Source organism: Rothia mucilaginosa ATCC 25296 (assembly GCF_000175615.1).
GTDB classification, from domain to species: Bacteria; Actinomycetota; Actinomycetes; order Actinomycetales; family Micrococcaceae; genus Rothia; species Rothia mucilaginosa.
In genome coordinates, this window is sequence record NZ_ACVO01000017.1 from 214675 (window position 1) to 227753 (window position 13079).

Genomic DNA, 13079 nt, shown 5'->3' on the forward strand with positions numbered 1-13079 from the left:
TAAAAGTTTAGTCTACTTGACTCAATTTTGAAAGGGCTGAGCCCAAAAAATTGCACCCCTACAAGCCTTCTCGCCGCCACCACAGCTCGCCACAGCCCGGATAAATAACCCAGGCAAACAGTTCAGGCAAACAACAGAGCGGGCACTCCCCCACCAGGGAGAGCACCCGCCCGTCGTTAGTTATTCAGCCAATGCTTAGCCGGCCACCTTACGGTGCGACAGCCACAGCCACCTGCGCGGTACGAACCACGCGGTCGTTCACGCGGTAGCCGTAACGCAGAACCATGGAGACATGGTCCTCAGCCACCTCGTCGGTGGGCTGCTGCAGTACTGCTTCGTGGATGTTCGGGTCGAAGGCGTCGCCTACTTCACCGAAACGCTCCACGCCCTGCTTGCCGAGCAGCTCTTCGAGCTTGGTAGCGATGGAGGCGAAGGGACCTTCCTGCAGGTCGCCGTGCTTGCGTGCGGCGTCGATATCGTCGAGCACCGGCAGCAGTGCGCCGACCAGGTCACCGATTACGAAGTTTCGCAGCTGCTCCTTTTCGCGGGCGGTGCGGTTCTTGTAGTTGGTGAACTCTGCCTGCAGGCGAAGCAGGGAGTCCAGGCGCTCTGCGGCGAGTGCCGCATCCGCAGATTCTGCTTCTACGGCGTCCTGGAGCTCAGCCTCGACGGCTTCCGCAGCTTCTTCGGCGGTTTCGACCGATTCAGCTTCGGGGTGGCCTTCCGCTGCGGGGGCGTTGAATGCCTCCTCCAGCGGGTCGGGGGTGGTGTTTTCCTGCTCAGCCATGATTACTTCTTCTCGTCTTCGTCGATAACCTCGGCGTCGACAACGTCCTCATCAGCGGCGGGCTTGGACTCGGATGCCTCAGCCTGTGCTGCTGCATAGAGTGCCTCGCCCAGCTTGGATCGGGATGCCTGCAGCTTCTCGAATGCGGACTTCACTGCTGCGTCGTCGTCGCCCTCGAGTGCCTTCTTCAGCTCGTCGACATCGCCCTGAACCTCGGTCTTGACGTTCTCGGGCAGCTTGTCGCCGTTCTCCTTCAGGAGCTTCTCAGTGGTGTATGCGACGGACTCGGCTTCGTTGCGGGTGTCAGCAGCCTCGCGGCGTGCCTTGTCCTGCTCTGCGTGTGCCTCTGCGTCCTTGACCATGCGGTCGATGTCATCCTTGGAGAGGGAGGTACCGCCGGTGATGGTCATGGACTGCTCAACGCCGGTGCCCTTGTCCTTTGCGGAGACGTGCACGATGCCGTTAGCGTCAATGTCGAAGGTAACCTCAATCTGGGGCACGCCGCGGGGTGCGGGGGCGATGCCGGTCAGCTCGAAGGTACCCAGGTTCTTGTTGTCGCGAGTGAACTCACGCTCACCCTGGAAGACCTGAATGGTCACGGAGGGCTGGTTGTCCTCTGCGGTGGTGAAGGTCTCGGAACGCTTGGTCGGGATTGCGGTGTTGCGCTCGATCAGCTTGGTCATCACGCCGCCCTTGGTCTCGATACCGAGGGAGAGGGGGGTGACGTCGATTAGCAGAACGTCCTTACGGTCGCCCTTCAGCACGCCTGCCTGCAGTGCTGCACCCATTGCCACGACCTCGTCGGGGTTCACGCCCTTGTTGGGCTCGCGGCCGGTGAGCTCCTTGACGAGCTCAGCGACGGCGGGCATACGGGTGGAGCCACCGACCAGGATGACCTCAGAAATCTCGGAGATGGACACGCCAGCTTCCTTGATTACGTCGAGCACGGGCTTCTTGGTGCGCTCGAGCAGGTCGCGGGTCAGTTCCTCAAACTTTGCGCGGGTCAGCTTCTCATCCAGGTGGATGGGGCCCTCGGGGGTCACGGACAGGTACTGCAGGGAGATGTTGGTGCTAGAAGCGCTGGACAGCTCCTTCTTAGCCTGCTCAGCTGCTTCCTGCAGACGCTGCAGAGCAATCTTGTCCTTGGACAGGTCAGCACCGGTGTTTGCCTTCACCTGTGCGAGCAGCCACTCGACTACGCGCTGGTCCCAGTCGTCGCCACCGAGGCGGTTGTCACCGCTGGTTGCGCGAACCTGGATGGTGGAGAAGCCGTCGTCGTCCTTGCCGACTTCCAGCAGGGAGACGTCGAAGGTACCGCCACCGAGGTCGAAGACCAGGATGAGCTCGTCTTCCTTGCCCTTGTCCAGGCCGTATGCGAGTGCTGCGGCGGTGGGCTCGTTGACGATACGCAGGACGTTCAGGCCTGCAATCTCGCCGGCTTCCTTAGTTGCCTGACGCTCAGCGTCGTTGAAGTATGCCGGGACGGTGATGACAGCGTCGGTGACGGTGTCGTTCAGGAATGCCTCTGCGTCGCCCTTCAGCTTCATGAGGATACGAGCGGAGATTTCCTGCGGGGTGTACTTCTTACCGTCAATCTCGGTGGTCCAGTCAGTGCCCATGTGGCGCTTGACGGAGGAGATGGTGCGGTCGACGTTGGTTACTGCCTGACGCTTTGCGACGCTACCGACCAGAACCTCGCCATCCTTGGAGAATGCGACGACGGAGGGGGTGGTGCGGGTGCCTTCTGCGTTGGCGATAACTACGGGGTCGCCACCTTCCAGTGCTGCTACGACCGAGTTGGTGGTACCGAGGTCAATACCTACTGCACGTGCCATATGTTTATTCACTCCTTGTGATCAGTGCCCCGCTTCTTCTAATGCGAGGCGGGTTAGTTTGAAAGTTTTGGAGGCGGTCGGTGCTGCGCGTGCCGCCCCGTGTGGAGTGGTCTGCGCGGCTCCCTTGAGCCTCATGTACTCAAGTATGCACCCTCTCAGAGGGTGTGTCAATAGGGTTGAGCGAACTTTACTCAACTTTTTTGTGTGGAGTGGCGTGAGGGGCGGGTTTTTTGGAGCTCTGGAGGGGTATTTTGCCGGCGATTTTGGGGCGGCGGCGAGGCGCGAATGGGCGGTTTTGCCGCGAAATTCCGCGGTTTTTTGGGCTGGGCGAGGGTGCAGCGAGGCTATTCAGCGCATGGCGGACACCGACGGGCACTCGGTGCGAAAAAATTTTTAAAAATCTTTAAAAAAGGGGTGGAAAACCCAAAAATTGGGGGTATGAGAGGCACCAAGAGAGTCCTATATAGGAGGTGCGGAGCGATTTTTGAGCCGGGAAGCTATACCTCTAGCAGCGTTGCTGGAGGTGCGCTTCGTGCAGGCGCCTCAGCTGCAGACACCCACCTGAGATCTCAGAGATTCGCCCCTCTAATATATGGAGAACCAATCTGCAAGCTCCATTGCTCACTCCATGAAGGTATCTCCGCTTGTCCGACGCGCAATTCTTCAACCTTCACCTGTGGCTTGAGGTTACCCGTCTACCGTATCCTGGTTACGACCATATCCTCTCAAAGTAGACAGGAGATTGCAGTGCCTCCCCAGGAAACACCCTCCAAGGAAAGTCCTGACCCAATTAATGTACTTATCTCAATCATAAAACCAGGATGGAAAAGGGCAGTTTTCCTTATTCTTCCCATCCTCGGACTGATGACTGTACACTTCATATACTATTCAGACCCTCCTTCTGCCTGCATTAATATAATTAGGCTATTCCTTTCCGCATTTACTGTTACATACATTGGGGTCAGTATCGGCGAAGCATATAAGAAAAAATCTGACATTGTAGATTCATTTCAAAAAAATCAGCCTCAATTTTTTACAATAATTGTTGTTCTCGGCGGCGCACTCGCAATCTTAATTCCGATGATTATGAATGTTACAAAGCTCATTGGAGATGGAGCTCCGCTAACAACTGCCTTGCTTGGCATTACGGGTGGAGTTATTGCCATATTCGGATACTACAAAACCCACCAGAAAAGTGAACTTGAAAAAGAGCAGCTAGACATCCAAAAACAAAAAGATAAACGAGACTATATACGCCAACTTCATGACTCTTATAACGACCGTTTCGATAAGGCTGTTACAGAGCTTCATGGCGCTGATGTGAAGGCTGCTTATACAGCCGTTCCCAAACTAGCTAAACTTGCCGATGCCTGGTTAGATTACGAAGACCTCAGTAATAATACGGAAGAACTGGAGAAGCTAAAAAAGAAGGCGAAGAAAGAAGCTCAAACAATTATAAACATTCTTTGTAAGTACATACAGACCATTCCCAATAATTACACCGATGAACAACTGGAAAAATTTGATTCCCTCTCAGAATCAGATAAAAAAGCCCTTGCACATGAGGTCGACATTCGTCTCCTTATTTTCTCCGAAATGAGCGACCGGCTTAGCAAAAGTACCGCGGAGAATGGTGCCATATCCACTATCCACAACATATGGAATGAATTCACCTTCAATTTCAATCGAGCTCCAATATTCTATCCCCTAAACAATATTACATTTAAAAACACAAACTTTTCCGAAGCAAAGTTCTACAACGCCGAATTCTCAAATTCATTTTTCAACGGGGATACTAGATTTGATTCTGCCGTATTTGAAGGCAAATCCGATTTTACCTATATTTCTTTTAATGGCAATATTAATCTTGACAACTCTGAGTTTACAGGAGAAACAACCTTCAAACACATAAATTTCTCGCAAAATTTAAGTTGCATTGGGGGCACTTTCCATGGCGGGCTAAAAATAAAGGATTCATCCATCATCGGAGATGCATATTTCAATGATTCCACATTTGAATTTTTAGAAGTTTCGGATACAACATTCCGAAGGAAGGCAGACTTTACTGCTTCGGAAAGCCAAACCACTTGCTTCCACAGAACAATATTCTACAACGAAGCAATTTTTAAAAAAATGACTTTCGGAATCTCCCTACTACAATTAGTTACGTTCCAGAATTCTGCAAACTTCCAAGATGTCACATTTACAGATATCGCATCATTTAGTTCCACAAAATTTAAAAATAATACCAATTTTATGAATGCTGAATTTTACAAATCTGCCGGATTTAACTATATCACTTTCACCGGCCCAGCTTCTTTCGTCAATTCAACCTTTAACGACGTAGCGAATTTTTCGGGAGCAACCTTCAAAGATAAATCATTCTTTACTGAAATTAATTTTTACGGCGATGCCAATTTTGAAGGTTCAACCTTTGAAGGAAATACTAGTTTCAATGAGTCACTTTTTGATAAAAAAGCAGATTTTACATCCTCAAATTTTAGAGGTAAATCAGAGTTTATAAAAACCACCTATAATCAAGGAGCTAGCTTCATAAATTCACAATTTGCAGCATCGCCTCCTTTATTTTCAGGATACATATACAATAACACTAAAGAAGATTGGTTTAATTATGAATCAATTTTCTCAGAACTGGTCGACCCAAAAAATTATATTTTTGATATTTCACCTGAAAGTCAACAAAAATTAGAAACCAAGAAAATCAGATTTAATGAAAATATATTTGTCCTACCTGTTGGGGGAGATTTATATGACCCCGAGTGTCCTCCGATCTGGGACGACGAAGATATTTATTAGATGTATCTAGAAGATTCTTTTGGGCGCATCATTTCCCTGATTTAGGGCAAATGGTGCGCCCAAACTGCACCTTTTATATCCCCTCTCCCCTATGCTGGATATAAGCCAGCACCGGAGCAGGAAGGGCACACCGCCATGAACCTCAACAAACTCTTCACCGCGCTGCGGCAACGCAAAAACACCCCGGCGCACAACCAACAGGCCGGGCGGCACGAACGCTACACGCACGCCCTCGAACAATTCCTCGACGGGCACCAGCCCGCCGTACGCCTCGGCGGGGCGTACACGCTCGCGAACCTCGCAGACGAGTGGCTCACCGACGCGTCCCTCCCCGAGCAGGTGCGCCGCGCAGAAGCCCAAGCCATTATCGACGCGCTGACCGGGTGCATCCGCACGCCCTACCCCCTCGCGCAGAAGCGGCAGGTCCTAGAAGCAGACGAGGCCCCCGAAAGGTACGAAGGCGACTTTGAGCGCGATCAGGAGGCACTACGCGAAGAGCAGCTGGTGCGCCGCACGGTCTTCATGGAGTTCAGCCGCCGCCTCGCCGCAATTACCGAGAACAACAAGACCGGCGACAGGGGAAGCAAGCACGCAGTGCCGTCGGTATCGCCCATGTGGGCGGATTTGCGCTTCGACTTTGGCGGCGCACCCATCTTCTACCCGCTACGGCAACTGCACTTTCAGAATGCCGACTTCGCCTCCGCAACCTTTTACGGCCCGGCAGATTTCTTCGGCGCGACCTTCCACGGTGACACCAGCTTCTCGGCAGCACAGTTCACGGCTGACGCTTCCTTCCACGGCGCGAATTTCAACGACTGGGTGGGCTTCAGCGCCGCGCACTTCGCAGGCTCGGCAACTTTCAGCGGGGCTCATTTTGCGGACGTGGCAAGCTTCGCGACCGTAACCTTCACCGGCGAGACTGACTTCTCAGATGCGGTCTTTTCAGCTGTAGCTGACTTCGCAGTAGCCTCCTTCGAGTCCGATGCTAACTTCTCGCGTTTGAACACCGCAGGCATAGCCAGCTTCGCGGCGGTCACCTTTGAGGGAAAGGCAGTGTTCACCGCCTCCACGTTCCACGATGAAGCGCACTTCGCCGCGTCGGTCTTCAACCGCCCAGCGGTATTCTCCAAGTCGCTGTTCGGCGGGGCCGCACGCTTTGCCGGTATAGCCACCAAGCAGTCCGCAATGTTCAGCAACGTACGCTTTGCGAGCGCGGCGGACTTTAGTGGGGCGTCCTTCACGCAGTACGAGGATTTTGGTGGGGCGCGGTTCGACGGCGACGCCATGTTCAGCCGGGCGTCTTTTATTGCGCTTCCGAGGACGCGCTATGAGATGGACTTCCCGCAGGGAGCGAACTTCGGTAACGCGACCTTCGCGCAGGATGCCGACTTTAGTAAGGCGACGTTCACGGCACATGTCGGCTTCTACAAGGCGACGTTCGCGCGGGAGGTGAGCTTCAACGGGGCGAGCTTTGAGGGCGCCTACTTCGCGGATGCGACGTTCGGTCAGCGGGCAGATTTCAGGCAGACTAGCTTCGCGTACGTTGAGCCGTCCTTTGAGGCTTTGGAGAGGCGGCTGCAGAGGGCACGGTTCTCGGCGCAAGCGGATCCGCAGGATTACCTGTTCGAGGTGCGCCCGGAGAGCCCGCACGGTTTCAGCTGCGGCGAGACGGAGCTTCTTAATAGAACGTTCATTCTCCCTCTCGGTGCTGTGCTGTACGACCCGGATTCCTGGGACGAAGAGAAGCAGGACTACACCCGCCTCAGTGAGCCCGCACAGTAAAACCTAGCTCTCCCCCGCCGTCGGGGAAGCCCCACACGCAGACCCCGCCCGCACATCCAGCGCTGGCGGGGTTCTTGCTTTTGACCAGCAACCACCCAAGCCCAACAGCTTTACCTTATGCTGAGTATGACCCGCCCCTTTCAACGATGACAGGAGAACCACATGCATCTAGCACCCAGCACCGCGTGGGCTTGGCTGATAGCTTGCGCAGTCGTCATTCTGTTTTTCCCGCTCGCCGCGCAGTTCGGCAACTTCAAGGGGAAGCTGTCTAGCTTCCGCACCTGGGTTTGGGCTATCGCGCTCTTGGGCATTGTCGCGGCGGGTTTTATGCCTTTCACCTTTGACCCTGGCATCGCCAATTTTGAGGTTCAGCCGTTCATTTTCTTCATCACCGGTACCCTGCTGGGTGTTCTCTTTCTTGGGGAGTTCCACCGCATGAACGCCCAGAAAAAGCTGGAACACCCCCAGCGGGTGCACGCCAAGCGCCATACCCGTTACAGCAAGGCAGTTGAGCATCTGGCGTATCCGAACCCGGCAGTCCGTGCGAGTGCCGTCAGCACGCTTGCAGGTCTGGTGGATGAGTGGCTCGCTGACGAGCAGCTCAGCGTTGAGGCGCGGCAGAAGGAGGGGCAGGTCGTCGTCAATGCCCTCTGTGCTTATGTTCGTTCGCCGTTCGCGCGGGCGTTCAAGGCAGAAGCTTTTGAATCCGATACGCCGCCCGCTAACTATGCGGGTGATTTCGCTACGGATCTGGCGGCTTTTCGTGGTGAGCAGGATGTTCGCCGCAGCGTCTTCGTTGAGATGAGTAAGCGTAGTAGCACCCTTGCTGAAAATGAGAAGGGCGAGGTGACGGTTGTCCCCGGCGCATGGAGCGGCTTTGAGTTCGATTTCAGCCGGGCGGTTGTCTTCTATCCTCTCGACGGTCTGACTCTTGAGAACGCCGACTTCTCTGCGGCGAGGTTCTGCAACGGCTCGGATTTCAGCGAGGCGGCTTTTGTGGGAACCGTGGATTTCAGCCGCGCAACCTTCGGAGAGATTGCGGGGTTTGGTGACGCGACCTTTGCAGGCGAGGGGAACTTCGGTCACGCAACCTTCACTCAGAACGCAGACTTCGGCGGAGCGTCCTTCATTCAGAATGCGCATTTCGACGGCGTGAAGTTCATGCAGAAGGCGCATTTTGGCGGGGTGAAATTCACCCAAGATACGAACTTCAGTGGGGCAGCCTTCATCCAGAATGCTAGTTTTGGCGGGGTAAATTTTGCTCAGAACGCAGACTTCAGCTGGGCTGTGTTCGCTCAAAACGCGCACTTCGTCGGGGCCGTTTTCAGTCAGATTGCAGACTTCAATGGGGCAACTTTTACCCAAGATGCCCGCTTCAGTGAGACGGCTTTCGCGCAGGTCGCACGCTTCAAATGGGCGACTTTCACGCAAACCGCTGACTTTAGTGAGGCGGCTTTTGCCCAAGGTGCAGATTTCAGTGAGGCTACCTTTGAGGCTGACGCTGAGTTCTACGGAGCGTCCTTTATGGGCGTTGCAGATTTCTGCGATGTGTCTTTCGTGAAGAGCTCGCCGGTCTTCGTAGCTGAAGATGCTGAGTCGGGTGAGGTGTACCGGGCTCGGTTCGCTGCCCTGTCAGCCGGTTCAGAGCCTGCCGACCAGGAGGCGCATAACTTCGCGGTGTACGAGGGTAGCCAGCCTATTCCGCTGGGTACAGCCGGGCTGAACGGCGTGGGCTACCGCATCCCGGTCGGGGCGGTACTCTTCGATCCGGCGTCCTGGGATGCACGGCAGAAGGAATACACGCGTATGAGTGAGCCCGCGCAGTAATATCCAGAAGCCCCGCCACCTGAATGTGTGGTGGAGCCTTCGTACACGTGGTGGACGCTACCGAGTAGCTGCGTCGAAAAATAAAAATGGTGCGAAAAACCCCGCTGAGCTTGTAGGCTCTAGCGGGGTTTTCGAATCTTATCTACCCGGATTCGTTTATCGCTTTCCAGCGGCATTACGCCATGTCTGAAATAAATAAATTTAAATTGGGTAGCAAAAATCCGCGGAATGTGTGTCATCTGCTAAAATCAGCAGTGACAACGCAATTCCGCGTTGCCTCTAATTGCATAGAGAGGAGGTGTACTCCTATGGATAAGGACCATTTCTGGCTCCTCGTTGAACGATGGAGCAATATGGTTACCCTACTTCTTGGTCTGGTAGCGACTATCCAGTTCGTGGTTATCTGTCTTTTCTAGACCATTCTTTCGTGGGGCTACCGGTGATGTTGCCGCATCGCTGGTGGCTCCACTTTTATTTTACTGTCATTGCACATAAGGACATTCCCTATATGCATGACCGTATACCTAATAATGTAGCGCATTTCTTAAGACATAACAACACGGCAACACTAATTACGTAGCCATTGCACCCACCGTGAGAAACAATGTCGGTCATTTTGAAAACTTCCATTCCTCACTGCCTGCCGCGGACAGCAGAAGCATCATCCGCGTAGCTCAAGCAGGCTGGCCCTCGTTGATGACCGGGCGCGACTCACGGCAAGCAGCTTTACCCTATGCTGGAAGGTGAACGTTCCTATCAGAGAGGACAGGAGAATCTAGTGCCCCGCAATAACGCATCATCCGCTCCAGAGAGCCCGGTAATCCCGAAAGCTCAGGAGAATCCTTGGTATATCCGGCACTTTATTAAGCTCCTCATTGGCTTTGGTCTGGGCGGCGGTGCAGTTGCGATTCTACTGCCTTGGATGTTGTGGTTTTTCTGCGGCATGAGCTCAGGCAGCTCAGATCAGCTGCGCCTGCATCTGCTGTACGTCACTGGCGGCATTATTGCGGTTCTGACTCTTCTGCAGACTAACTGGAAGAATCAGGGCGACCGTCTCAAAATTGACGCCGATATCAAGAAGAATGAGCAGGACGCGGAGAAGAATGAACGCGACCATATCCGCCAGGTTCATGCTGAGCGTCGTAGCCGCTATACCAAGGCTGTAGAGCAGCTAGCTGACGAGAAAGCGACTGTCCGTCTGGGCGGCATCTATACCCTCGTGGGTCTCGTAGATGAGTGGCTTGCTGACGACATCATCGACCCAGAAGAACGGCAGAAAGAAGGGCAGGTTATTATCAATAGCCTTTGCTCCTACATTCGTTCTCCCTTCCCTCTGGCGCTAAAGGCAGAAGTACTTGAATCCGATATAGAACCTACTGACTATGAGGGGAATTTCTCCAAGGACCAGGCGGCATTTCGCGAAGAACAGGACGTACGACGCAGTATTTTTGTTGAAATGAGCAAACGTAGTAGCGAGGCTATTTTGGATGATGATGGCAAGTTAATCGAAATTATTCCAGGAACGTGGAATAATTTTGATGTCAACTTCAGCCGAGCACCAGTCTTTTATCCCCTCAATACCCTCACAATTGAGAAAGCTGATTTCTCAGGCGCAAAATTCTACACTGACGCAAAGTTCTTCGAATCATCCTTCATCGGGACTGCAAACTTTAACGAAACGGTATTCACCAACAATGCAGACTTCAGCGCAACTGCCTTTACCGATACCTTACATTTCAACGAGGCAATATTCGCCAAAGCCGCAGAGTTCAACGGGGCTATTTTCACCGGCAACGCATTTTTCGCCGGGACGACATTCACCAGCAACGCAGATTTCAGGTCGTCGGTTTTCACTCAGTCTAGGCCAATCTTCGCTATGGCTATATCAAATATAGGTTTGTGGAGAGCTAGGTTCTCTGCACAAACAGATCCAAAAGATTACATATTTGAGACTTCTCCCAATAGTACTCATAGCTTCTCGTGCGACACGGCAGAGCTTCTCAGCAGAACGTTCGTTCTCCCTTTCGGGGCCGTATTGTATGACCCGGACTCCTGGGACGAAGAGAAGCAGGACTACACCCGTCTGAGTGAGCCCGCGCAGTAATATCCAGAGACCCCGCCACATCGGATGTGTGGTGGGGTCTCTGCACATAACCAGGTCAGGAAAGTTTACGTTATCCTGATTGGTGGCCATTCCATTCAAAGAAGACAGGAAATCATATAGATGCATCTCGACTCTGTTAGCGCTTGGTGCTGGCTATTTGTTTGCACAGGTACAGTTGCATTGATTCTAGTCATTGTCCACCTAATCCACTCATTAGGGACAAAGCGGAAGGTATCTCTGTTCTACTGCTGGCTTGGTGCACTCGCGGTTTGGGGCGGCGCTTTAGCTTTTCTCCTACCCATCGCTCTTAATTCCGGTTTCGGGAAGGACCATGATGGTTCAGCTCTTCGCCAGGCTCTTCTCTACGCCACAGGTGGTGTGCTAGCTGTCATCACCCTCGGCGAGACTCACCGAAAGAATAGCCAGGAAAAAGAGAAAAATGAAAACGACCACATCCGCCAGGTACATGCAGAACGCCGTAGCCGCTACACCACGGCGGTAGAGCAGCTGGCTAATGAGAAAGCACCTGTTCGTCTAGGTGGCATCTATACCCTCACCGGGTTGGTGGATGAATGGCTTGCGGACGATAGCCTCACTAAAGATAAGCAGAAGGAAGAGGGGCAGGTTATTATCAATAACCTCTGCTCCTACATTCGTTCCCCATTCCCTCTTGCGGAGAAGATTGACGAATACGAAGCCCGCAAGGAATTAAAAGAGCTCGAATCAAAAAAGCTTAACACTCTTCTTCCCGATGAATCCCCAAAGCTCAATGCTCTACGCAAGCGTTTTGAGGACTCTGCGGAATATCAGGAACCCGATAACATCGCGGCACTTCAAGCAGTATTTCATGAAGAGCAGGACGTACGCCGTGCCATTTTCGAGGAAATGAGCAAACGTAGCAGCAGGGTCAGCGTGGATAAGAGCATGGAGGTAACCGTTACCCCCGGCGCGTGGAGCTGTTTCAAGTTCGATTTCAGCCGGGCACCCATTTTCTACCCCTTGAACAACCTCACCATTGAACAAGGTCAATTCACCTCTGCCCGATTCTACGGTGAAGCAGATTTCCAGGGTGCGAAGTTCACCAAAGACGCAAACTTCAGGAACGCGAAGTTCACCGGAAACGCAGACTTCAGGAACACAGAGTTCACCGGAATCGCAAACTTCAGGAACACGGAGTTCACCGGCACCACAAGTTTCGGGGGCGCGGAGTTCACCCGAATCGCAGACTTCAGGAACACGGAGTTCACTGGAAACACATACTTCGGAGACGCATACTTCAGGAATGCGAAGTTCACCGAAAACGCGGACTTCAGGAACGCAAAGTTCACCGAAGAAGCATACTTCGGGGGCACGGAGTTCACTGGAAACGCAGACTTCAGGAACACGGAGTTCATTGGAAACGCAGACTTCGGAGACGAATACTTGAGGGGCGCAAAGTTCACCAAAAAAGCGGACTTCAGGAACGCAAAGTTTACTGAAAACGCACACTTCGGGCACGCGGAGTTCACTGAAAACGCAGACTTCCTGGGTACGGAGTTCTCCCGCAATACAAGCTTCGATTGCGCATATTTCGAAAAATCTGCACCCATATTTGCAGATGACTCCGGCGCTGCCCGGTTCTCTGCACAGAAGGATCAGCAGGACTATGTTTTCTCAGTCAGTCGGGGCAGCAAACCTATCAATTGTGGAACAGCTACGCTTGACGGCAAGCGATTTAAAATCCCCCTTGGGGCAGTACTCTTCGACCCGGATTCCTGGGATGAAGAGACGAAGACCTACACCCGCGTGAGTAAGCCTGCAAAGCCTCTTGAAAATTCAGATACCGAGGAAGAAAAGCCCACTGAATAAGATTCATCGCTAAGAGGCCCCGCCGGTCCTACGTCGGCGGGGCCTTTTCGCGCCCGGGTCTGGTAGCGACAGCCCGGCG

7 protein-coding genes are annotated in these 13079 nt (G+C 53.2%); 5 read left to right on the forward strand and 2 right to left on the reverse strand.

Annotated features, from left to right (window positions below):
- Positions 1–208: 208 nt before the first annotated feature.
- Together ROTMU0001_RS07360 and dnaK are read right to left on the reverse strand one after the other, a co-directional pair.
- Complete coding sequence (locus ROTMU0001_RS07360; protein WP_005508992.1) at positions 209–787, reverse strand: nucleotide exchange factor GrpE; 579 nt, start codon at positions 785–787, stop codon at positions 209–211.
- Positions 788–789: 2 nt separating this feature from the next.
- Positions 790–2622, reverse strand: a complete 1833-nt coding sequence (gene dnaK / locus ROTMU0001_RS07365) for a molecular chaperone DnaK (protein WP_005508993.1) — start codon at positions 2620–2622, stop codon at positions 790–792.
- A gap of 285 nt (positions 2623–2907) precedes the next feature.
- Between dnaK and ROTMU0001_RS07370 the strand changes: the two genes are divergently transcribed.
- From ROTMU0001_RS07370 to ROTMU0001_RS07390, 5 genes are all read left to right on the forward strand, one after another.
- A complete protein-coding gene (locus ROTMU0001_RS07370) occupies positions 2908–5439 on the forward strand; it encodes a pentapeptide repeat-containing protein (protein ID WP_005508994.1) in 2532 nt (843 codons plus the stop codon).
- A 135-nt stretch (positions 5440–5574) separates the two neighbouring features.
- On the forward strand, positions 5575–7221 hold the full coding sequence (locus ROTMU0001_RS07375; RefSeq protein ID WP_005508995.1) for a pentapeptide repeat-containing protein: 1647 nt from the start codon (positions 5575–5577) through the stop codon (positions 7219–7221).
- A 162-nt stretch (positions 7222–7383) separates the two neighbouring features.
- The gene (locus ROTMU0001_RS07380; RefSeq protein ID WP_005508996.1) at positions 7384–9048 is read left to right on the forward strand and encodes a pentapeptide repeat-containing protein; all 1665 of its coding nucleotides are present in this window, start codon (positions 7384–7386) and stop codon (positions 9046–9048) included.
- A gap of 778 nt (positions 9049–9826) precedes the next feature.
- Entirely contained in the window at positions 9827–11152 is a 1326-nt protein-coding gene (locus ROTMU0001_RS07385) for a pentapeptide repeat-containing protein (protein ID WP_245534293.1), read from the forward strand.
- Positions 11153–11332: 180 nt separating this feature from the next.
- Positions 11333–13000 carry a pentapeptide repeat-containing protein gene (locus ROTMU0001_RS07390; protein WP_162013014.1) on the forward strand — a complete coding sequence of 556 codons (1668 nt, stop codon included), beginning with the start codon at positions 11333–11335 and terminating at the stop codon, positions 12998–13000.
- The last annotated feature ends 79 nt before the right edge of the window (positions 13001–13079 follow it).

Excerpts from the sequence above, each read along its gene's own strand:
- ROTMU0001_RS07360 (WP_005508992.1), bottom strand. The coding sequence starts at position 787 with ATGGCTGAGCAGGAAAACACCACCCCCGACCCGCTGGAGGAGGCATTC.
- dnaK (WP_005508993.1), bottom strand. The coding sequence starts at position 2,622 with ATGGCACGTGCAGTAGGTATTGACCTCGGTACCACCAACTCGGTCGTA.
- ROTMU0001_RS07370 (WP_005508994.1), top strand. The coding sequence starts at position 2,908 with ATGGGCGGTTTTGCCGCGAAATTCCGCGGTTTTTTGGGCTGGGCGAGG.
- ROTMU0001_RS07375 (WP_005508995.1), top strand. The coding sequence starts at position 5,575 with ATGAACCTCAACAAACTCTTCACCGCGCTGCGGCAACGCAAAAACACC.
- ROTMU0001_RS07380 (WP_005508996.1), top strand. The coding sequence starts at position 7,384 with ATGCATCTAGCACCCAGCACCGCGTGGGCTTGGCTGATAGCTTGCGCA.